Source organism: Sorlinia euscelidii (assembly GCF_036452135.1).
Lineage (GTDB): Bacteria > Pseudomonadota > Alphaproteobacteria > Acetobacterales > Acetobacteraceae > Sorlinia > Sorlinia euscelidii.
On sequence record NZ_JAWJZZ010000003.1, the window covers coordinates 446,519 to 468,973 of the forward strand.

20 protein-coding genes are annotated in these 22,455 nt (G+C 56.6%); 8 read left to right on the plus strand and 12 right to left on the minus strand.

The window, feature by feature from the left end:
* The first annotated feature begins 17 nt into the window (after positions 1-17).
* The 7 genes from CGLAMM_RS07775 to CGLAMM_RS07805 all read left to right on the plus strand — a co-directional run bounded on the left by CGLAMM_RS07775 (position 18) and on the right by CGLAMM_RS07805 (position 7,432).
* The gene (locus tag CGLAMM_RS07775; protein ID WP_418115537.1) at positions 18-485 is read left to right on the plus strand and encodes a GtrA family protein; all 468 of its coding nucleotides are present in this window, start codon (positions 18-20) and stop codon (positions 483-485) included.
* A 134-nt stretch (positions 486-619) separates the two neighbouring features.
* On the plus strand, positions 620-3,274 hold the full coding sequence (gene alaS, locus CGLAMM_RS07780) for an alanine--tRNA ligase (RefSeq protein ID WP_394819869.1): 2,655 nt from the start codon (positions 620-622) through the stop codon (positions 3,272-3,274).
* Positions 3,275-3,406: 132 nt separating this feature from the next.
* On the plus strand, positions 3,407-4,078 hold the full coding sequence (locus CGLAMM_RS07785; RefSeq protein WP_394819870.1) for a carbonic anhydrase: 672 nt from the start codon (positions 3,407-3,409) through the stop codon (positions 4,076-4,078).
* On the plus strand, positions 4,017-4,964 hold the full coding sequence (locus CGLAMM_RS07790) for an endonuclease/exonuclease/phosphatase family protein (protein WP_394819871.1): 948 nt from the start codon (positions 4,017-4,019) through the stop codon (positions 4,962-4,964). The genes CGLAMM_RS07785 and CGLAMM_RS07790 overlap by 62 nt, the downstream gene beginning before the upstream one ends.
* A gap of 71 nt (positions 4,965-5,035) precedes the next feature.
* The gene (locus tag CGLAMM_RS07795; protein ID WP_394819872.1) at positions 5,036-5,353 is read left to right on the plus strand and encodes a DUF2849 domain-containing protein; all 318 of its coding nucleotides are present in this window, start codon (positions 5,036-5,038) and stop codon (positions 5,351-5,353) included.
* Positions 5,350-7,026, plus strand: coding sequence for a nitrite/sulfite reductase (locus tag CGLAMM_RS07800; RefSeq protein ID WP_394819873.1), 1,677 nt, complete (start codon positions 5,350-5,352; stop codon positions 7,024-7,026). Before CGLAMM_RS07795 ends, CGLAMM_RS07800 begins: the two co-directional genes overlap by 4 nt.
* Positions 7,013-7,432: a DUF934 domain-containing protein gene (locus CGLAMM_RS07805; protein WP_394819874.1), complete on the plus strand. Its 420-nt coding sequence runs from the start codon at positions 7,013-7,015 to the stop codon at positions 7,430-7,432. Before CGLAMM_RS07800 ends, CGLAMM_RS07805 begins: the two co-directional genes overlap by 14 nt.
* 69 nt (positions 7,433-7,501) lie before the next feature.
* Here the strand turns inward: CGLAMM_RS07805 and CGLAMM_RS07810 are convergent, their stop codons facing one another.
* The 3 genes from CGLAMM_RS07810 to CGLAMM_RS07820 all read right to left on the minus strand — a co-directional run bounded on the left by CGLAMM_RS07810 (position 7,502) and on the right by CGLAMM_RS07820 (position 10,675).
* Entirely contained in the window at positions 7,502-9,220 is a 1,719-nt protein-coding gene (locus tag CGLAMM_RS07810; RefSeq protein WP_394819875.1) for a dihydroxyacetone kinase family protein, read from the minus strand.
* 155 nt (positions 9,221-9,375) lie between these two features.
* Complete coding sequence (gene derI / locus CGLAMM_RS07815; RefSeq protein ID WP_394819876.1) at positions 9,376-9,837, minus strand: D-erythrulose-4-phosphate isomerase; 462 nt, start codon at positions 9,835-9,837, stop codon at positions 9,376-9,378.
* 58 nt (positions 9,838-9,895) lie between these two features.
* A complete protein-coding gene (locus CGLAMM_RS07820; RefSeq protein ID WP_418115538.1) occupies positions 9,896-10,675 on the minus strand; it encodes a triose-phosphate isomerase in 780 nt (259 codons plus the stop codon).
* Between the two features lie 284 nt (positions 10,676-10,959).
* On the opposite strand from CGLAMM_RS07820, the gene CGLAMM_RS07825 reads away from it, so the two are divergent.
* Positions 10,960-11,775 carry a DeoR/GlpR family DNA-binding transcription regulator gene (locus CGLAMM_RS07825; RefSeq protein ID WP_394819878.1) on the plus strand — a complete coding sequence of 272 codons (816 nt, stop codon included), beginning with the start codon at positions 10,960-10,962 and terminating at the stop codon, positions 11,773-11,775.
* A 29-nt stretch (positions 11,776-11,804) separates the two neighbouring features.
* Here the strand turns inward: CGLAMM_RS07825 and CGLAMM_RS07830 are convergent, their stop codons facing one another.
* From CGLAMM_RS07830 to CGLAMM_RS07870, 9 genes are all read right to left on the minus strand, one after another.
* On the minus strand, positions 11,805-12,860 hold the full coding sequence (locus CGLAMM_RS07830) for an NAD(P)-dependent alcohol dehydrogenase (protein ID WP_394819879.1): 1,056 nt from the start codon (positions 12,858-12,860) through the stop codon (positions 11,805-11,807).
* Positions 12,861-12,959: 99 nt separating this feature from the next.
* Positions 12,960-13,349 carry a hypothetical protein gene (locus tag CGLAMM_RS07835; RefSeq protein WP_394819880.1) on the minus strand — a complete coding sequence of 130 codons (390 nt, stop codon included), beginning with the start codon at positions 13,347-13,349 and terminating at the stop codon, positions 12,960-12,962.
* A 1-nt stretch (position 13,350) separates the two neighbouring features.
* Complete coding sequence (locus CGLAMM_RS07840) at positions 13,351-14,826, minus strand: efflux transporter outer membrane subunit (RefSeq protein ID WP_394819881.1); 1,476 nt, start codon at positions 14,824-14,826, stop codon at positions 13,351-13,353.
* Positions 14,823-17,975, minus strand: coding sequence for an efflux RND transporter permease subunit (locus CGLAMM_RS07845; protein ID WP_394819882.1), 3,153 nt, complete (start codon positions 17,973-17,975; stop codon positions 14,823-14,825). Before CGLAMM_RS07845 ends, CGLAMM_RS07840 begins: the two co-directional genes overlap by 4 nt.
* 8 nt (positions 17,976-17,983) lie before the next feature.
* The gene (locus CGLAMM_RS07850) at positions 17,984-19,153 is read right to left on the minus strand and encodes an efflux RND transporter periplasmic adaptor subunit (RefSeq protein WP_418115539.1); all 1,170 of its coding nucleotides are present in this window, start codon (positions 19,151-19,153) and stop codon (positions 17,984-17,986) included.
* Positions 19,154-19,499: 346 nt separating this feature from the next.
* Positions 19,500-20,930 (minus strand): amidophosphoribosyltransferase, encoded by a 1,431-nt coding sequence (purF, locus tag CGLAMM_RS07855; protein WP_394819884.1) that lies wholly within the window; start codon positions 20,928-20,930, stop codon positions 19,500-19,502.
* A gap of 3 nt (positions 20,931-20,933) precedes the next feature.
* Entirely contained in the window at positions 20,934-21,521 is a 588-nt protein-coding gene (locus CGLAMM_RS07860) for a CvpA family protein (protein WP_394819885.1), read from the minus strand.
* 3 nt (positions 21,522-21,524) lie between these two features.
* Positions 21,525-21,890: a hypothetical protein gene (locus CGLAMM_RS07865; protein WP_418115540.1), complete on the minus strand. Its 366-nt coding sequence runs from the start codon at positions 21,888-21,890 to the stop codon at positions 21,525-21,527.
* Between the two features lie 81 nt (positions 21,891-21,971).
* Positions 21,972-22,307, minus strand: a complete 336-nt coding sequence (locus tag CGLAMM_RS07870) for an SMR family transporter (protein ID WP_394820105.1) — start codon at positions 22,305-22,307, stop codon at positions 21,972-21,974.
* Between the last annotated feature and the right edge of the window lie 148 nt (positions 22,308-22,455).

Below are 22,455 nucleotides of genomic sequence, written 5' to 3' on the forward strand. Positions count from 1 at the left end.
GCTATCCTGGAAAGACGATGACTGACGCTCGCCCCGCGCCCGAACCCGCGCCCCGCCCCCAGAAAACCGGCAGAGATTACGCCCGGTTTCTGCGCTTCGCCGTCGTCGGATCTTTCGGATTTCTGTGGGATACCGGCACTGTCTATCTTTTACGGCCGTTCATCGGGCTGACATGCGCGCTGTTGGCCGGGTTTTTTGTGGCCTGCTCCATCAACTGGTTTGTCAATCGCATCTGGACTTACGGCCATATCTCTCATGGCGGACACGTGCTTACGCAGTGGATGCGCTTTCTCAGCGCCAATAGTCTCGGATTTGTCCTTAATCGTGGTGCGGCACTCATCCTGAGCTTTAGCCTTCCCTTCTGTGAAAAAAATCCGGTTATTCCGGTGGCGGTCGGTGCGATTATCGGGCTTGCGGCCAATTTCAATCTTTCAGATCGGCTTGTATTTCGTGCAGATCGCGCCAAATCAGGCAAGGGCGTCTAACCGCCCCGTTTTTACTGAGACCTGCTCACTCCGACGCATGTCAGCAGGATTTTCTCCCTTATCCATTTTCTTTACAGGATATTTGTAATAGGGAGAGGCCTCACACTTCTTGTTTGACAGCGTCCCGAGAGACCATGACGATCAAAGCCCTGAACAATACGACTGCCGAGCTCCGCGCCACCTTTTTGAATTACTTCAAATCCTGCGGGCATGAAGTCATTCCCTCCGCATCGCTGATCCCGCAGAATGACCCGAGTCTGATGTTCACCAATGCGGGGATGGTGCCCTTCAAGAATGTGTTTCTCGGGCAGGAAACCCGGCCCTATCAGCGCGCGGCAACGGCACAGAAAGTCGTGCGGGCGGGCGGGAAGCATAATGACCTCGATAATGTTGGTTACACGGCGCGCCATCTGACATTTTTCGAGATGATGGGCAATTTCTCTTTCGGCGATTATTTCAAGGCCGAAGCCATCGAATTCGCCTGGACGCTCCTCACCAAAGGCTTCGCCCTCCCGAAGGAAAAGCTCCTCGCCACCGTTTATGCGGAGGATGAGGAGGCAGCGTCACTCTGGCGGCGCATTGCCGGGCTGCGTGATGACAGGATCATCCGCATCGGGACGAATGATAATTTCTGGCGCATGGGGGATACAGGGCCATGCGGCCCGTGTTCAGAGATATTTTATGATCACGGGCCCGATGTCTGGGGTGGCCCGCCCGGCAGCCCGGAAGAGGATGGGGACCGTTTCGTTGAAATCTGGAACCTCGTCTTCATGCAGTTTTTTGAAGGTGAAGACGGCACGCGGACATCATTACCCCGCCCCTCCATCGATACGGGTATGGGGCTGGAGCGCTTCGCCGCCGTCATGCAGGGCAAGCAGAATGTCTGGGAGACGGACCTCCTTTATGGTCTGGTCGAGGCAACCGCTGCGCTGACTCGCACGGACACGGCCGGGTCGATGCTACCCAGCCAGCGCGTTGTTGCCGACCATCTGCGCTCCTCCGCTTTTCTGATTTCCGACGGTGTGCTGCCGGCGCGTGACGGGCGCGGCTATGTGCTGCGCCGCATCATGCGCCGCGCCATGCGCCACCTGAAACGGTTGGGCGCGACGGAACCAATGTTCTACCGCCTCGTGCCGAACCTCGTCTCCGAAATGGGGGCAGCCTACCCGAAGCTGCGCAGTTACGAAGCCCTGATTACAGAGACAATGCGTGGTGAGGAGGAGCGCTTCATTGCCCTCCTGGATCGCGGCATGGCGTTGCTGGATCAGGAACTCGACAAGCTCGGCGCTGGCGCTGTGCTGCCGGGGGACGTGGCTTTCAAACTTTACGATACTTACGGATTTCCGCTCGATCTCACGCAGGATGCTTTGCGGGAGCGCCATGTTGAAGTCGATGTGGCAGGGTTTGAGACGGCCATGCAATCCCAACGCGCCCGCGCCCGCGCGGCCTGGACGGGGTCAGGCGATGAGGCGACGGATTCCATCTGGTTTGATGCGTTGGAGAAGTTTGGTCCGACGGACTTTGCCGGGTATGATTCCGAGAAAAGCGAAGCGACCATCCAGATGATCGTCAAGGGCGGCGAGATTGCGACGGAAGCCGTCCCCGGAGACGAGATCGCCATCATCCTTGACCGCACGGTTTTTTATGGGGAGAGCGGCGGGCAGGCGGGTGATCATGGGCATCTCTCCGCCTCAGGGATCAATATTGAGATCACAGAGACACAGCGGCGTAATCATGATCTGATCGTGCATTACGGTAAGGTCAGGCAGGGGCCGGTCAGGGTCGGTGCTTCCGTCACGGCGGAGATTAATGGGGACAGGCGTCGTGACACGCGGGCGCACCATTCGGCGACGCACTTGCTGCATGAAGCGCTACGCCGCAAACTGGGCGCCCATGTGACGCAGAAAGGCAGCCTCAATGACCCGGATCGCCTGCGCTTCGACTTCTCCCATCCACAAGCCATGACGTCAGAGGAGTTGCGGGCGGTTGAGCAGGATGTGAATGCGATGATCCGGGCCAGCCACCCCGTCCTGACGCGGGAAATGACACCGGAGAGCGCGCAGAACGAGGGCGCAATGGCGCTTTTCGGTGAGAAATATGGTGATAAGGTGCGCGTCGTCTCCATGGGCGCTGCGGAATCGGATCGAAACGCCTACTCCATTGAGCTTTGTGGCGGCACCCACGTGCACAATACGGGTGAGATCGGCGTTTTCCGCATTCTCAGCGAGTCCGGCGTTGCGGCCGGGGTGCGACGGATTGAAGCTGTGTGCGGCCGCAAGGCGGAGGAACTCGCACGGCAGACCGAGCAGAGTTTGAAAGACATTGCCGCCCTCCTCCGCGTCCCTGTCGCGGATGCCAAAGCGCGCGTGCAAAGTCTGTTGGATGAGCGGAAAGCGCTTGAGAAGAAACTGGCGGACCTTCAGGTCAAGATGGCCTCCGCCACCTCGGCGGCTGATCAGGAGATCATCGGCAAGATCACCTTCATCCCGCGCTTCATCGAGAACCTCCCCGCGCGTGAATTGCGGAACGCGGCTGAAAATGCTGTTAAAAAGCAGCAGAACACCGTGATTGCCGCTTTATCTGACGCGGACGGTAAAGGTAGCGTCGTGATCGGCGTCACGCCGGATCTGACGGACAAACTCGACGCGGTCAGCCTCGTCCGGGCAGCAGGTGAAGTCATGGGGGGTAAAGGCGGTGGTGGCAGTAAAACCCTTGCCCAGGCGGGTGGGCCGCACCCTGAGAAGGACAAGGTTTTTGCGAAAATGCGGGAAATTCTTGCGCAAATATGACCGCTTCGTGACAAAGTTTTTCCGTGGCGGTTTGCGGTGGACAAAGGAACGGGTGGCCTGCATCGTTGTTTGAAAAAAATCTTACAACTGCGCGGGCCGATAAGCCATCGCGCGAGAGCAAAGAGCGCCTGAATGAAGCCAGAAATCAAAAACAGCCTTATCCGCCTTCTTGAGGGCGTTCAGCTTTTCGACGAGACTGTCTATAAAGAGCATAAGGCGTTATTTGAGACCCTCGCGGAGTCGCAATCCCCCTCGACGCTGTTCATCACCTGCTCAGACAGCCGTATCAACCCCAATCTCATCACCCAGACCCTACCAGGGGACCTCTTCATCGTCCGCAATGTCGGTAATATCGTGCCGCCTCACGGAGAGATGATGGGGGGCGTTTCCTCCGCCGTCGAATATGCCGTTATGGCCCTGAAAGTAAAACATATTGTAGTCTGCGGCCATTCAAATTGCGGCGCGATGACGGCATTGTGTGACCTCAGCTCCCCCAAATTTGATGAGATGCCGACAATCCGTCGCTGGCTGCAAAATGCCGAAGCGGCGCGCGCCGCGGTCACAGGTCTCAAAGCGCAGGATGCCGGCCCCGCCACGGTAAGGGAGCTTGCCGAACAGAATGTTCTGCTGCAACTTGCCCATCTCAGGACGCATCCCGCCGTCGTGCGGGCGCTGTCTCTCGGGGAGGCAACGTTACAGGGATGGTTCTACGATATTGGTTCGGGCCAGGTCATCATACTCGATGAACAAACGAGAAAAACGCGTCCGGTCAAAGAGTTGCTGGACGATCTTAAGGCTAAATAACAACGGCATCGCGCTGGCCTTACTGGCTCTGGCCGTCACGACACCTGTGCGGGCGGCGCGCATCAAATTGGCCACCTGGAATATGGAATGGCTTTCGCACCGCCCACTTAGCGACCCGTCTCTTCCCTTTGACCGACCGGATCGCGGCCCTGAGGATTACCGCCTCATCGCCCTTACCCTCGAAAAACTTGCCCCGGATATCATCGCTTTACAGGAGGTTGATGGCGCAAACGCCTTAACCGGATTATTCAAGGACGGGGCCTATCAGTTTTTCATGACGCCCACCCCCATTGCGCAACGGGTAGTTGTGGCCGTGCGGCGGGGCTATGACGTCACCCTCAACCCGGCCCTCATGGCACTCAATGTCAGTCCGAAAGGCCACCATCCTTTGCGGGAGGGTCTCGATCTCACAATTGCCATTGGGAAGCAGCATCTTCGCATTTTGGCGCTGCACCTCAAAACAGGGTGTTGGGAGCAGCCCCTCAATCAACGCCTCCATGCCTGCCCGCTTCTCTATCGGCAATTATCGATCGTCGCGAATTGGGTGGCGGCCCGGCAAAGTGAGGGCGTTCCATTTATTCTGATTGGCGATTTCAATCGACGCTTTACCGATCAAGATCCTGCTTTTAAATTATTATCGCGTGATGCAAAGCTCACGCTTGCGACAGAAGGTCTGGCAAGCCCCTGTCACGGCGGAGAATATTTTATCGATCATATTATCCTGGGGGCCATGGGACGCGCGGCATTCGGCAATCATTCCTTACGGGTAATGACATCTATGCAGAAATTCGATGGAGTTGAGCCGTCCGACCATTGTCCCGTTTCCGTCGAGATCGAACTCAACGCCGTGGCGGGTGCGTCACCAACGCGGAATGCGGCGGGGTAATCTGTCTTGCAACAAAGTTAAAGGGCTGAAATACTGGGCACGTTGTTCAAAATCGATTTGAGGCGCATGAGATGAAACGCTCGATCCGCATCGCGGATGATAATAAGGTTGTCATCACGGGTAACCGGTTGAAGGATGGGCGTATTGTATGGCTTGCGGCTTCCGGCCAATGGTCAAATTCCATTTATGACGCCCAGCAGCTTGATTCAGACGTGTTTCAAACCTATCTCGATGACGCATCCAAACGTGCGGCCGGGGATGGCATCATTGATGTTTATGAAGTGCCCGTTACGCCGGGGCACCCGCCCTCACCCATCAGCATGCGCGAGAGGATCCGGGCATTCGGCCCAACCACGCACCCACAATTTGCAGTAAAATCAACACCATGAGTTCTAGAAGCCCGATCGGCCACTATCAGTATGAAGAGATTGACCGTGCATTTCTCAAAGCGCGCGTCGATGAGTTCGCCGAGCAGGTTGAACGTCGTCTATCCGGTAAATTGACGGAAGACGAATTCAAGCCGCTACGCCTCATGAACGGGCTTTATCTGCAGTTGCACGCTTACATGCTGCGTGTCGCCATTCCCTACGGGGTTCTGGATAGTCGCCAGATGCGGCAATTTGCGCACATCGCCAAACATTATGATCGCGGTTACGGTCACCTCACAACACGTCAAAATATCCAATTTAATTGGATATCGCTTGAGCAGACGCCGGAAATATTGCGTCAACTGGCACAGGTGGACATGCACGCCATTCAGACAAGTGGCAATTGCATCCGTAACGTTACCAGCGACCATTTTGCAGGCGCGGCGCATGATGAGCTTTTTGACCCGCGCGTCCATGCGGAAATCCTGCGTCAATGGTCAACCCTGCATCCTGAATTCTCCTTCCTGCCCCGTAAATTCAAAATTGCGATCACGGGTAGCGTTGAGGACCGGGTCGCGGCGCGTTTCCACGATATTGGTATTCTGGCCCGGCAATCTGAAAAAGGGCCGGTCTTCCGCATCTTCGTCGGCGGGGGCCTCGGCCGCACGCCTCTGGTGGGGAAGGAATTATTTGATGATGTGGCGGAATGGGACCTCCTCAAAACGGTGGAGGCTGTTCTACGCGTTTATAACGCCCATGGCCGGCGCGATAATATCTATAAAGCCCGCCTGAAGATATTGCTGCAACATCTTGGTATTGAAGAATTTCGTCGTCAGGTGGCGGAAGAAATCCAGATAATGGATGACCGGCATTATGCGCTGCGTCCTGAAATTGTGGACAAGATCAAAGCGCGCTTCGCGGTCCCGACCCTGACAGAGACGGATACGGCGGCGGCCGACATCTCTGCCCACCGTCAGCAGGATAAGAATTTCGATCTATGGATGGCGAGCAACGTCACCCGACATAAAAACGATGCTTATGCGGTGGTGACGATCTCCGTTAAATCGCCCGGAGAAATCCCCGGCGATCTGACGAGTGGTCAGATGGCACGCATCGCCGCATTGGCGGATGAGATGAGCTTCGGTGAAATTCGCGTTTCCCACCTGCAAAATCTCGTTTTCGGGCATGTTGCGCGGAAAAATCTTTTCCGCCTCTGGTCGGCCTTGCAGGAGATCGGTCTTGGTGGCGCGGCGAATAATCTCATTGGCGACATTATCGCCTGCCCCGGACTTGATTATTGCGCTTTGGCCAATGCCCGTTCCATCCCGATCGCGCAGAAACTCAGCCAACGCTTTGCAAGTTTCGCCCTACAGAAGGCGATCGGACCGATTTCAATCAATATTTCCGGATGCATCAATGCGTGCGGGCATCACCATGTCGGGAATATCGGCCTGCTCGGCGTCGATAAACGCGGTGAGGAGTTTTTCCAGATCACTTTGGGCGGACGCGCTGGTGAGGATGGCAAAGTCGGGTCCATCCTCGGTGCCGCTCTAAAAGAGGATGAGATGGTCGATGCGATTGCGCGGATCATTGATCGTTTTCTTGAGCTTCGCGCGCAGGATGAGAGTTTCCTGGCGACTTTAGACCGTCTCGGCGAATTACCCTTCAAGGAAGCTGCATATGAAACGGTTTGACCTTAAAAGCTGCGTTTCATCACCCATGTCGCCCGATAGCGCTGCCGTGACGCTGCCTGAGGCGACGGGGGCCGCGACCTCCATCCGCTTGAACGTTGATGACGATATTGCGGATTTGAAGCCTTTTTTACCGCATCTACAAAGCGTTATCCTCGTTTTCCCGAGCTTTCGGGACGGACGCGCCTTCACCCAGGCACGCGCTTTACGGGAAAAGTTGAAGTTTGCTGGAGAGATTTTGGCGGAGGGCCACCCGCTTCCAGATCAAATCGACTTCATGCGGCGCTGCGGTTTCGATGCGGTTCTGCTTGAGGATGATGCGGCCTGCACGGCGTGGGCCGCCCATAAGACGCATTTCCCGCAAAATTATCAGAACCGCTTTTTCCCGTCAGAGTCACCTCAGGGCTAAGACGAGATCGCGTCATACGGTACGCAGCTGGATATCATTCCCCTGCTTGCCGCTTGACCAGGGTTTCAATCAAACTTCCGCTCTCTGCTTCAAGGATCGGGCAACGACCTGGGCGACAAGCGCAAGCGACAATGCACCGGCATCCGGATGGCCGATGCTCCTCTCCCCATGGGTGCGTGATCGACCACGCCGGGCCTGAAGAAGGCGCGTCGCTTCTGCTTCCCGCTGCGCGGCTTCCGCGCCCTTCTCCCACATGGCGGCAAGATCTTCCTGTGTCTCAGCCGCGAGAGACGTCGCCAGAGGGTCAAGCGCATCAACCAGGGTTTTATCGCCCGGCTTCGCCCCGCCCAGACGCATGATGACATCCCTTGCTTCCATGACACCCCGCGCCATCTCATGGGCTGTTGCCTGCTTCTCATCACTCAGCTTTGTGCTGAAGGCGTGCAGACCGGCGCCCCAAAGCGACCCTGACGTGCCACCCGCCCGATCCGCCCAGGCATCGGCGGCAATCGCCAGGACGGTGCGCGCACCCCCGCCAGCCTGCGCCGCCGCGCGCGCCGCTTTGGCGGCCGCGTCAGAGCCGCGCGCCATACCCTGCCCATGATCCCCATCGCCCGTCTGCGCATCAATACGTCCCAACTCGACCTCCGCCGCGGCCAGAGCCTGCGCAATCGCCGTCATGACCCGCGCGACGCAGCGCCCGCCCTGCCTGCCTTCTTCCGTCGCGGCGGGGGTCGGCACGGTCGCTTCGGCAGGTTCAGGCGTCAAAGCCTGAAGCCCCGCCCCCTCAATGCGTTCACGCGTTAGGGCCGGGCTGATGACGGGGGCGCGCCAGAGCGATTCCAGCTCGGTGTCGAGCCAGGTGAGCGTCAGGGAGCAACCCGCCATGTCGAGGCTGGTGATAAACTCTCCGACACATGGCGCGACGAGTTTCAGCTCGTGCCGTCTCAGTATCTCGGTGATATGAGTCCAGAGGACGAAAAGCTCCTCATATTTCGAGGCGCCCAATCCATTGAGGATGACAGCAACAGATTGCGACCCGTCTGACGGCTTTTCGGCAAGGAGCGCTGCGCAGAGACGTTCCGCGAGCGCCTGCGCGTCAGGGATCAGCGTTTCCTCCAACCCCTGCTCACCATGCACACCAAGGCCGATGGCCATCTGGCCCGCCTTCACGGTAAAAAGCGGCGCCGTTTCACCGGGAAGCGTGCATCCTGCGAAGGCCACGCCCAAACTCTGCGTCCGGCGATTGGCTTTCTCCCCGATCGCCATGACCGTATCGAGGTCAAGCCCCTCTTCCGCCGCAGCACCCATGATTTTAAGGACGGAGAGATCGCCGGCGATGCCACGGCGCTCAACATGACGCGCAACCGGTGCGCTGGCAACGTCGTCGCTGACCGCCATGAGGCGCGTCGGGATGCCCTCAGCATTCAGCCTCTCCGCCGCGATGCTGAAATTCAGGACGTCGCCCGCGTAATTTCCGTAACCCAATATGATGCCGCGCCCTTGATGGGCTGCGCGGGCCGTCCGGATGATGGCCTGCGTTGACGGCGAGGCAAAAACATCCCCAGCGACGGCCGCATCCGCAAAACCCTTCCCGACATAACCGAGAAACGCAGGATAATGGCCTGATCCGCCTCCAACGACCAACGCAACTTTCGGGTCAGCCGGTGTCTCCCGACGCATGACCCCATCCGGGAGAAGGCGCACTATGGGCGCATGGGCGAGGGCAAAACCCTGTAGAGCCGTTTTGGCAAAGCGTGATGCCTCCGCATTGCAGATTTTCGTCATGCGACCAATATCCCTTCCTCTGACCGACGCGGTCTTAAGATATCATTTCCATCCGGGTTGGCTAACAGCTGTTCGTTATCGTCCGCTGCTTAATTCTGATCAAAAAAAACGGCCCCGAAGGACCGCTTTTCTGCATAACGCGTCGGGTACCCGGCTTATTTGGGTGCGGCGTATTTCCTATCCAGCGCATCAATGCCGGCAACATTTTTTGCCGAGGCGCTCGCAGGGTCAAATGTTTCATTCAGCCAGGCTTCCGCAATGGATTTCGCCAATTCCAACCCGATAACGCGTGCGCCCATCGTGATGATCTGCGCGTTATTGGAAAGCGCCGCGCGCTGGGCTGAATAAGTGTCATGGGTGAGGGCGGCACGAATGCCAGGGATCTTATTGGCGGAAATGCAGACCCCGATCCCCGTGCCACAACAGAGAATGGCGCGCTCGAACCGGCCCTCTTTCACCGCGAGAGCGACGCGTTCACTCAGGCTTGCATAAAGCTCCGCCGCGCCACTTTCCGGTTTGGAAAGGTCGGTCGCATCGAAGCCCTTTTTCTGGAGGTGGGTTGTCAGCTGATGGGCCAGTCCCTCACCGGCACTGTCACCCGCGATCGCGATTTTCATAATCTCTGTCCTTTCTCATAACGTGCCGGAAACGAAGTTCCCGGCGCGTCCAAATCTGTTACTGCCGCGTCGATGAGGCCGCGCAGGCTTCGATGATGGCGGCAAAATCTTTTGGGGCCCATGCGGCGCGGCCGATAAAGATGCCGTCAATATCTTTCTGCCCGACATATTGCGCAGCATTTTGCAGGGAGACACTGCCCCCATAGAGGATATTGACAGCGCGCGCCGTCTCGGCACCGTAAATCTCTGTGAGATGCTGGCGCAGACGTGCATGGGCATCCTGCACAAAATCGGGCGCCGCCGCGCGCCCTTTGGCCCCGATGGCCCAGACGGGCTCGTAAGCGAAAAGCACCTTGCAGACCTGCGCCGATGTCAAACCGTGAAGGGCGATCCTGGCCTGCCGCGCCAATGTCTCATGCGTCGCGCTGAAATGGTGATCTTCCGCCGTGTCACCGATGCAGATGAGGGGTGTCAGACCGTGGCGCACCGCTGCGGCAACTTTGAGATTGACAGTGACATCTGTCTCATTGAAATAAGTGCGGCGCTCGGAGTGCCCGACTTCGACGATGGTGGCACCGCTTTCCTTGATCATGGGGGCGGAGATTTCGCCCGTCCAGGCGCCCTCATCCTCCCAATGCATATTCTGTGCCCCCACCTGGAAAGGAGATTTCTCCAGGATGCGGGAAATATCCGCAATTGACGTGAAAGGGGGGATGACGAATGAGCTGATATGGGATGGTAATGCGATTTCTGCCAGCGCCTCCGCGGCCTGACGCGCCTCCCCGGGTGTCTTGTTCATCTTCCAACTCGTGCCGACCCAAAGCGGTTTGCTGCGCATAATCTTCTCCATTTCATGCATGGCGTCGTTTTACCACGTCACGTGACGGGCTCAAAATCCGTCCGATATAATGTGATCAACCCGTCCAGGGATTTTTGGTAGTGTCATAGGGCAGGATTGCACGCGGAGATAGCATTGATTCGGCGCGATAGCTCGTAGGTTTTTGTGGTTGAGATAACAAATCTAAAGTGATAGTGTTTCAATAATGAGACTTTCAGCAAGGTTGTAGGATTTGAGCGTCCGTTAATTTGAGCGGTTGTAAAAGAAGGGATAGGACATACTAAATGAGTGATAATAACGGAACGCTCCTCTTCGATACGCAGACGACAAGTCTCAAGCGTCGTAATCTGAAATCCCGCCAGCAGCGCATTCTCGATTTGCTTTTTGAACATGGCAGTATGAGCATCGAGAGCCTCGCGGATAATTTCGGTGTCAGCCGCATGACCATCCATCGCGATGCACATAATCTGGCGGATAAGGGACTGATCGACAAAAACCATGGCGGCGTTTCTCTTAAAAACCGCGCTAGGACCGAGAAAAACATCGCCTACCGGCAGCATCGCGCCGCTGACCTCAAAAGGGAAATCATTCGGGAAGCGGTATCCATGGTGAAACCGGGCGATGTCATCATGCTTGATGACTCCACGACGGTCGCTGAAATGTTGCCGCTCCTGCCTTCCCTGGCCCCCTTGACGATTATCACAAATGCGCTGGGCGTGATGCAAGCCATGGCCCCCTTCCCAGGCATCAAGCTGATCTGCCTTGGTGGTGAGTATAACGGCGCTCGTAACGCCTTTTTCGGCCTGGTTTGTGAGCAGGCGACACGTGCGCTGCGGGCCAACACATTCTTCGTGTCAACCTCCATCATCGCGGACGGCACGGCCTATCAGAATGATCAGGACGTCGTCAAAGTCAAAAGGACGATGATGGATATTGCAGATCGCTGCGTTCTGCTGGCGGACAGCACGAAGTTCCGGGCGGGCGGGCTCCATCGTCTCGCTCAATTGCAGGAATTTGACGCGATCCTGACGGATAAGCAGGTCGACCCCGAACGCCTGGCAGAAATCCGGGAGCTCGGGGCTGTTGTGACGGTCTGCTGACCGTCACAACGTCTGGTTGAGCGTGACCCTTACGCCGCTTTCTCAAGCGTCTTAAGGTCGATGACGAAACGATATTTTACATCTGATTTCAGCATACGCCCATACGCGGACTCGATATCTTTGATCGCGATCATTTCGATGTCCGATGTAATATTGTGCTTACCGCAGAAATCGAGCATTTCCTGCGTTTCTGGGATTCCGCCAATGAAGGAGCCCGACATGGAACGCCGTTTGGAGGCGAGATCCATCGGCATGAAACCCAAAGGATCCTCCGGCAGACCGACGAAGACAAGAACGCCTTCCCGTTTCAAGGTTGCGAGGTAAGGTTCAACCGGGTGTTTGACCGCAACCGTATCGATAATGAGGTCGAGCTTACCGGCGCACTGTGCCATTTCCTCCTTATCTTTTGACATCACCACATGATGCGCACCAAGCTGCCTGGCGTCTTCCACCTTGCCTTGCGACGTGGTGAAAAGCGTCATCTCCGCGCCCAGCGCCCGCCCCAGCTTCAACGCCATATGGCCGAGACCACCGAGGCCAATGACCCCGACACGCGTGCCGGGTCCGGCCTTCCAGTGACGGAGGGGGGACCAGGTGGTGATGCCGGCGCAAAGCAACGGGGCAGCAGCGGCGAGATCAAGATTTTTCGGGATATTGAGCGCGAATTTCTCCGTCACGACGATTGCGTCAGAGTAACCGCCAAATGTTGGCGTCCCCATTTCCGGGTCGTCACTGCCATACGTCATGGTGGAACCGGTTTCGCAATATTGCTCCAACCCTTCCTGACAGCTTTGACAATGCCCGCAGGAATCCACCAGGCAGCCCACACCGGCGAGGTCACCTTTTTTGAAGCGTGTCACCGCGCTCCCGACTTCGACAACTTCACCGACAATTTCATGGCCGGGGACGCAGGGGTAGATGGTGCTTCTCCATTCATTCCGCGCCATATGAATGTCGGAATGGCAGACGCCACAATAAGCGATCGCAATCCGTACATCCTTCGGGCCGACATCGCGGCGTTTGAACGAGAACGGCTTGAGAGCTTCATCGGCACTCTGAGCCGCATAACCTCTGCATTCGAGCATGATCTATCCTTCACAAAATGTGGAATGACCAAGCGCAAAGCGGCATCTCAGGCTTGAGCCGTAAAACAACGCCGCATTTTTTGACAGTATCTGTTGTCGCTATTCTTCAGGCGTCTTGCCGACGCGAACACCAATACGTTGCACCTGTGTCAGATTTCCGAAACGGTCATAATAAAAGATAGCAGTTCCGCGCTGCTGTGCATAGCCATCGGGCGTTCCATCCGGTCGGCGGAACAGGAGCTGCTTTGAGTCGGCTCTTTGAATGACCTCGTCACCCTTTGGAATAAAATGAAAAAGGCTGAAGTCCGCATGGGCGCGCGGTAATTTCGACTCGCGGGCCTGCTGATGGAGGCTCGGCACTTTGGGCGCCTCATCTTCCGGCGGGGCCTCCTGCGCCCGCAAAGGTGGCGCGGCGAAGAGAACGGATGAAACGCAGACCACCGCAGGAAATTTTATCCTGCGCAGCCCATGACGCGGCTTTACCAGCATGTCAGACACCTTTCTGCGCGTGAGCAGATGAAGGCAGCTGCACGTCTTTCTCACTCCAGCCGCCGCCGAGCGCGCGATATAAGGTGACGATATTCTGATATCGCGCAAGTTGGACCATAATGAGGTTTTGCTGCGCCAGATAAAGCGTCCGTTGCTGAGTCAAAGTGGTCAGATACGGATCGATCCCGGATTTATAGCGCATCATGGCGAGATCGTAGGCTTTCCGGGAGGCTGCGACAAGACGAGTCAGATGCTGATCCTGCCGCAGGTAGGTTTCCCGTCCGGTCAATGTGTCAGAAACTTCCTGAAAGGCTTTCTGCACGCCTTTTTCATAAAGAGCGACCTGCCGCCTCTGCTCTGCCTTCGCCATTTTCAGATTACCGGCATTCTGCCCCCAAGTGAAAATAGGCAGGGTGATGGACGGATTGGCGCCCCATGTCTGCGCATTCGGGGTGAAGAGATTGCGGAACTGCAAACTGCTGATCCCCTCCTGAGATGTCAGCATCACTTTGGGGAAGAACGCCGCACGTGCCGCGCCGATACTCGCATTGGCGCCGATGAGCTGATGCTCAAGCGCACGCACATCCGGGCGATTGGCAATCAGTTCCGACGGGAGGCCGGCCGGGATATCCGCCATGAGTGTCTGCTGGCCGAAATTTGAGGGCGGCGGCAATGTGTCCGGCAAGGGTGTGCCGACGAGCAGTTGCAGGGCGTGTTCATCCACCGCCATTTGACGCGTAAATCGCGCGACATCGCTGGCGGCGCTTTCAACCTGAGTCTGGATCTGGCTGAGGGTCAGCTCCTCCGTCTGACCATAGGCGAAGAGATTCTTTGTCAATGCGAGCGTTTGCTGCTGCGATGACAGCGTATCCTGCGCGATATGAAGCAATGCGCGGTCGCTCAGCCATTGAAGATAAGTGTTGGCAATCTGGGAGATCAGCGTGATCCGGACAGATCGCGTATTCTCCGCCGCGGCAAGAACGGACTCAGCCTGGAATTTCGACAGGTTGCGAATGCGCCCGAACAAATCGACTTCATAGGCCGAGAAACCGATCCCGGCGCTGTAATAGCGCAACAGGGAGGCATTCGCACCGGTGGTCGGCGCAAAGGAAAAACCGGCAAGGTCAGAAGGCGCATTGTAATTGGCCTGCCCCGTCACGGAGATCGGCGGGAAAAGCGACGCATGCTGGACCTGATAGCTACCCTGCGCGGAAATGATCGCCGCGGCTTTCTCCTGCAAGTCACGGTTATTACGCAGTGCCAGAGAGATAATCGCCTTCAGGCGCGCGTCACGGAAAAAATGCGTCCAGCCCATATTGGCGGATGACGCGCCATCAGCCCGACTTTGCGCATCGTCCGGATATTTATTCTGCACGGGTTGGTCTGGCCGCTTGTAATGCGGCGCCAGATTGCATCCTGCCAAAAGCGCAATCACCCCGAAAATCACCAGGGAGCGCGCCCAGTCACGCAGCTTCATGATTTGACTCCCTTCGAACGCTGCGTCTTTTTGGCATAAATATCAATTTTCTCCTTCAGACGCTTCACACGGAAGAGGCGAAGAATGATGACGAAGAAGACAGGCACAAAGAATATCGTCAGCGCCGTCGCTGATAACATGCCGCCAACCACGCAGGTGCCGATGGCCTGACGGGAGGAAGCGCCTGCGCCCGAGGCGAAGGCAAGCGGCAGCACGCCGAAAACAAACGCGATGGAGGTCATCAGGATCGGGCGCAGACGCTCCCGGCCCGCCTTGATGACGGCTTCCTCCAGAGAGTCGCCTTCCTCAAAAAACGCTTTTGCGAACTCAACGATGAGAATGGCATTTTTAACCGAGAGCCCGACCGTCGTGAGAAGTCCCACCTGAAAATAAACGTCATTACTGAGGTTGCGCATCAATGTCAGGACAATAGCCCCCAACACGCCCAGTGGCAGAACGAGCACGACGGAAAGCGGGATGGCCCAGCTCTCATAAAGAGCCGCCAGGCAGAGCAGGATGACAATGCCGGCCAAGGCATAAAGCGGGCCGGTGGACCCACCGGATTTCGCCTCTTCGTAGGAGAGGTTTGTCCACTCATACCCGATACCTGCGGGAAGGTTTTTGGCGATCCGCGCAATTTCGTTCATGGCCGCGCCGGAGCTCACACCCCGACGGGGAGAACCCTGCACTTCAAGCGCATCGACACCATTATAATTGGAAACTTTCTGCGGACCGTAAATCCATCTTCCCTGCGCGAAGGAGTTAAATGGTACCATCATATTGCTGGCATTGCGGATGTACCATTTATTGACGTCCTCAGGCGTCATACGCGCCCAAGGCTCACCCTGAATATAAACCTGCTTGACGCGGCCAGCGCGCAGAAACTGATTGACGTAAATGGAGCCGAATGCACCGCTGAGAGCGCTGTTGATCTCACTATTCGTGATGCCCTGCGCATTGGCCCGATCGCGATCCACATCGAGATGGAATTGCGGCTGATCCGCCATTTCCATGGAGCGCACAGCTTCCAGAAGCGGGCTTTTATTGCCCTCGGCAATCAACTGGTCACGCGCGGCTTCCAGCGCATTGCGGCCAAGATGGCCATTATCAACCAATTCAACGTCAAAACCGGAAGCATTCCCCATCTCCATGACCGGAGGCGGGTTAATGGCGAAGATCTGCGCTGCCGGGTCACCCCAGAAATGCATGGTGATCTCCTGCGCGACATTCATCGCCGACTGGTTGGATTTCGTGCGGATATTCCAGGGCTTGAATCGGACGAAGAACGCCCCCGCGCTCTGCCCCTGCCCGGCGAAGTTAAACCCGTCCACGCTGAAGACGGATTGTACGATATCGCCGTAATTCTTCATGATGTAATCGGAGATCCGGCGGTTCACCTCACCTGTCTGCGCTTTAGTGGCGCCAGGGCGCATCGTCAACTGGCCGAAAAGGACGCCCTGATCCTCTTCCGGCAGAAACCCTGTCGGCACGCGGAGGAAGAGGAAAACCACGCAGCCTGTCAAAATCACAAACCCGATCAGCGCCACGGTGACGCTGTTGATCATCCATTTCACTCCGCGAAGATAAGCCTCCGTCAGCCGGTCAAAATGAAGGTTGAACCATTTTGCGAAGCGGTTTTTGACCGTGTGGGACGGGCGCAGCATGGTTGCGCACAGCGCGGGCGTCATGATGAGCGCGACGAGGACCGACAGCCACATGGCGGCGACGATGGTGAAAGAGAACTGGCGATAGATTACGCCCGTCGACCCGCCGAAGGCCGCCATGGGCAAAAACACCGCCGTCAGAACCAGCACGATCCCCACAAGCGCGCCCTGGATCTCGTCCATGGAGGCTTTTGAGGCTTCCTTCGGCGAAAGTCCCTCCTCATCCATGACACGCTCGACATTCTCCACAACGACGATCGCATCATCCACCAGCAGCCCGACAGCCAGCACCATCGCCAGCATGGTCAGCGTGTTGATGCTGTAACCAAGCCCTGACAGAACACCAAACGTGCCCAGCAGCACGACGGGCACGGCGATGGTCGGGATCAATGTGGCACGGAAATTCTGAAGGAAGATCAGCATTACCACAAAAACAAGGATGATGGCGATGACGAGCGTTTCAAGCACTTCATGAATGGATAAAGTGATGAAGGGAAGCGTATCGAATGCGTAAACCGTTTTCAGACCTTTGGGGAAAAACTTCTCGAGCTCTGAAATCTTGTCCCGAACGGCGGCTTCCGTTTTGATCTGGTTGGAGCCCGGCGCGAGTTTGAGGCCGATTCCGACGGCGGGGCGGTTATTATAATAGGACGAGATATTATAATTCTGCGCCCCCAATTCCACACGCGCAACGTCTTTAAGAAGCACTTGTGACCCGTCAAGCTGCACTTTCAGCACGATGTTACGGAATTGCTCGGGGTCACTGAAGCGTTCCGGCCCGATGATCGAGGCATCGAAACCGGCTTCCGACGAGGCGGGCACGCCGCCGAGTTCACCGGAGGAAATCTGGATGTTCTGCTGTGCAATCGCATTCTGCACATCTGTGACGTTAAGCTGGTAACGAAAGAGCTTATTCGGGTCCATCCATATGCGCATCGCATATTCTGAGCCGAGAAGCGTCTTGTCACCCACACCCGTCACACGGGAGACAGGGTCAGACACGTTGGAGGCGATGTAATCCGCAATATCCTGCCCGGACATGCTTCCATCTTCAGAGATGAAGGCGGGAATCAGGAAAAAGCTTTTCGCGGATTTATTGACCGAAATCCCCTGTGTAACGACCTCTGTCGGCAGACGCGGCTGGGCCAGTTGCAATTTATTCTGCACCTGCACCTGCGCGATGTCGGGGTTGGTCCCCTGCTCAAACGTCAGGTCGATTTCCATGTGTCCGCTGCCGAAAGACGTCGCGGAAATATATTCGAGATGGTCAAGCCCATACATCTGCTGAAGGATCGGCCGCACCGTCGTATTATTGACGGTCTCGGCCGAAGCCCCCGGGTAATCAACCGAAATGGCGACTTCAGGTGCGGCAATGCTGGGATATTGCGCAACCGGCATGTTCGGGATGGCGACGACCCCGATGAGCATGATGATGAGGCCGATGACCCAGGCGAAAACGGGGCGGTCGATAAAGAAGCGTGACATGGATACTCTTATTTTTCCTGCGTCTTCGGAGCGGAAGTCGTTTGTTCCTCAGGCGTCACTTTCTGACCGCTTTTGACCTTGACCAGGCCTGAGACAACGACGCGATCATTATCTTTCAAACCTTTCCGCACAACCCATTTGCCATGGATTGCCCGGCCAAGTTCCACCATTTTTGTGTCGAGCTGGTTTTTGTCATCAATCACGAAGACGTATGGATCCCCGCGCGAGTTGCGCATCACGGCCTCCTGCGGCACCACGACGGACGTCGGATCGACCCCTTCCTTGACCTGCGCATGCACATACATACCGGGCATCAACAACTTGTCTGGATTGGGGAATTGCGCCCGCAAAACGAGTGTACCCGTCCCCGGGTCCACTGTGACCTCGGAGAGTCGCAGCACACCGGGAAGGTCATATTTGCTGCCATCCTCCAGCATCAATTCGACAGGGGCATCGCCTTCATCAACTTTTTTGAGCGTGCCATCCGCGATCTCCCGGCGGAGACGCAACATGTCGGAAGCTGCGAGATTGACGTCGACATAAATCGGGTCAAGACGCGTGACCAGCGCAATCGGATCAACCTGCCCCGCCGTTACTAAAGTGCCCGGCGTGTACAGCATGCGCCCGATACGCCCTTCAATCGGGGAGCGGACTTCCGTCCAGTCCAGATTAACGGCGGCACTGTCCAGCGTGGCCTGGGCGGTGGCGATGGCCGCTTCCGCCTGAAGGGCCTGAGACCGCGTATTATCAAAATCCTGCTGGCTGACCGCATGGGCTTTGACCAGCGGCTTGTAACGCTCATATTGCGCCTTGATGCCAATGGCCGCCGCGCGGGCATGAAGAAGCTGCGCCTTGGCCGTTTCGTAAGCCGCTTTGTAAGGCGCGGGATTGATCAGATAAAGAAGTTGGTCCTTTTTAACATCCGTGCCCTGCTCAAAATACCGTTTAAGGACGACGCCGCCCACCTGCGGACGAATCTGCGCCTGCTCAAACGCACTGACCCGCCCGGGGAGTGAAGTATCAACCGGCACGGCCTCCGTATGGACCTTGACAAATTTCACGAGCTGAGGCGGCGGAGTGCCGGAACCTGATTTACTTTTGCACCCGACCACGGTCAGGGCTGTCAGGAAGGCTGCGCTGCAAAGCAAGGCATTTTGCGTCACGTTTCGCACCGTCATAAAAGCCCGGTTTGGCAAGACATCGGGTTGGTTCTGCATAAAGAGTATCCGAATCGTTTATAGCGTGATGTGGTGCCTCGCGAAGCCCGGCTGCGCGAATGGAAATAAACCTTAAAGCAAAGTTCACGTAAGCTATTCACTTTGTGTTTTAAGGTCAACTTATGCCGCCACAGTGATCGTACAAAGGCGTTTGATAGGGTCATCGTTTGAGTATAACGGTGCAATGCCATACAGAAGTTGCGTTTACTGAAGAAGTGATTTGTTTAAAACAAGCTTCAATAAGCGTTAGTTGCGCGAAGAACGCACAAATATTCTGCCGGACTTCCCTTAAATCGTCCCGACACCGTTACGCGATCAGGCGTCCTTCCCGATCAACCAGCTCAACCGGGTAATCACCGGTAAAACAAGCATCACAATAACGATGCGCCGCCTCTGATCTATTGACGTGGTTAAGCGCACGGTAAAGCCCATCGAAGGAAATGAAGGCGAGGCTGTCAACGCCGATGACCTGCGCCATCTCCTCAACCGAATGGGTCGCAGCCAGGAGTTTGCTCTCCTCCGGCGTATCGATACCGTAAAAACAGGGATGCTTCGTGGGGGGAGAGCTGATCCGCATATGGACTTCCGTCGCGCCGGCGGCGCGCACCATGTCCACGATTTTACGTGACGTCGTCCCCCGGACGATCGAGTCATCGACAAGCACGACGCGTTTGCCTGCCAGCACGGAATGATTGGCCGAATGTTTCATCCGCACGCCCAGATGGCGGATCTGATCGGTCGGCTCAATGAAAGTGCGGCCGACATAATGGTTACGGATGATGCCCATCTCAAAAGGAAGCTTGCTTTCCGCCGCGTAACCCATGGCTGACGGCACGCCGGAGTCCGGGACGGGCACGACGACATCCGCGGGCACGGGACTTTCCTTCGCAAGTTCCACACCGATCTGCTTGCGCGCCTGATAGACGGAACGCCCCTCGACCTGAGAGTCAGGGCGTGAGAAGTAAATATATTCAAAAACGCAGAAGCGGGATGCGGTATTTTTGAAGGGGCGGCAAGACGTAACGCCATTCTTGTCAATGACGACGAGCTCCCCGGGCTCAACATCCCGGACGAACTCGGCGCCGACGATTTCCAACGCGCATGTTTCGCTTGCGAGCATCCAGCCGCCCTCAGCCAGCTTGCCCAGAACCAGCGGACGGACACCCAGCGGATCCCGCAATCCGATCAAAGAATCCTGATCAAGACAGACGACAGAATAAGCGCCTTTGACCTGCTTTGCCGCATCTATCAGGCGCTCCCTGACCGTCGCATAAAGGGAGATCGCGATCAGATGAACGAAAACTTCAGTATCCGTCGTTGACTGAAAAATACATCCACGCTTCACCAAGGCCTGGCGCAGCGTCTGGGCATTGGTCAGATTGCCATTATGCGCGACCGCGAGCCCGCCAAATTCGAAATCGGCGAAAAGAGGTTGGACGTTGCGCAGCAAAGTCGCGCCCGTAGTGGCGTAACGATTATGCCCGATGGCGCAGTCACCCGGCAATTGTGCGATATTGCGCGGATCACCGAAAACATCCCCGACCAGCCCCAGCCCCTTATGCTGGTAGAAACGGGATTCATCATGGCTGACAATGCCAGCGGCTTCCTGACCGCGATGTTGCAACGCATGAAGCCCCAGGGCCGCAAGCCCTGCAGCGCCTGGCGCGCCCCAGATCCCCACCACACCGCACTCTTCATAAGGGCGGTTGCTCGGCTCAGCCTGCATGTCGGGACTCATAAATCAGGGCTCCTGTAGGCCATCACTTGTCTCGGGGTCGTCCTCAATGGCAGTATCGGGTTCATCCAGAGCCGGCCCTGCATCAAGGTTGGTTTTTTTTGATAAAGAGGGTGGGTTCTGTATTCTGTCCCGGATTTTATCGTAACAGTTAAGGCCGGCTTGCAGAGGCGCGGCGGCGTGGCTGTCACTTGTCAATAACTCCTGGGACGTATCGGGAAAGAAATATCTCAGTCCGATGAACACGATAACGAGCACTAGATAGCCACGCAGCGCGCCGAAAACAATACCGAGAATGCGATCAAGATTGCCGAAGAGATTTTTTTTCAGAAATTGCCCGAAAGAGCGTGTGACCATTCGCATGATGACGAGAAGCACAATAAAGCTGACGATGATCGCCACGGTGCGACTCGATTTCTCGTCACTCATCCAGGGTTCCAGGCGTTCCGCGAGGAAATGATACAAAAAGTAGCAAAGCATGATCGCCCCGCCCCAGGCAATCACGGCAGAGAGTTCCTCCGCAAAGCCGCGATGCACCGCCCAGATGACGGAGAGGGTGATGACGATCAGGCTGGCAATATCAAGGGCGTACATAGGTCAAGGCAGTTTCGTTGAAGAGGGACGCCATAATTTGCGCTTAACGCGCACGGAGGACGCACGCTGGCGATTCAAGCGGTTGAGAAGCGCGGAAACCTGAAGCCGCCCATCTACCTCGCGCCACACGTCTCTCGCGTCGATTTTCCGCTGTGACCAGATGTCGCAAAGTGCGCGGAGATAGGCGACGCTGGACTGAACGATTTCCTCCCGTTCACTCATCATATAGGCCTCGACACATTTGACGGCTGAATCTGCCACAGCGCGGGAAAGCGGGTCAACAGCCGGGCCGGGCGCCTTACCCGTCCTGCGCCGATCCACGCCGGTGCGCCCTGCCGGGCGGCCGCGACGCCGGCGCGCGTGCATCATGGTGTCAATAATGTGCTTGTTACCCCGCGCTGCCGCCATTAACACTCACCCCGCTCACCGACATATCGTGAACCTGTCCCGTCAATGCGCCACGCTTTGAGAGCACAGATTGATGATAAGAACGCCGACAAGGATGAAAACGATCCCGATGATCGCCGGCAGATCAAGTACCTGCTTGTAAATGATGAGGCTGATGATGGAAACAAGCACAATGCCCGCCCCGGACCAGATCGCGTAGACAACACCTGTTGGCACGCTGCGCAATGTCAGGGACATGAAGTAAAAGGCGAAGCCATATCCGATCACCGCCGCGACGCCGGGCAATAAGCGTGTAAAGCCGTCCGACGCTTTAAGCATCGTCGTGGCGATCACCTCCGCCACGATGGAGACCGCCATATATAGATGCACGAGAGACATTCTCTGCTCCTGAAGATGATTTCCACCCATGTCGAAAACGCGTTTCGCTTCCGAAAAGTTAAAAAGGGTGAAAGAATTGCCGTTTATTTGCACATCGCGCTGAAAGCTTCAATCATGCGCGGCTTCGCCCTGACACGCGGTTTAAAGC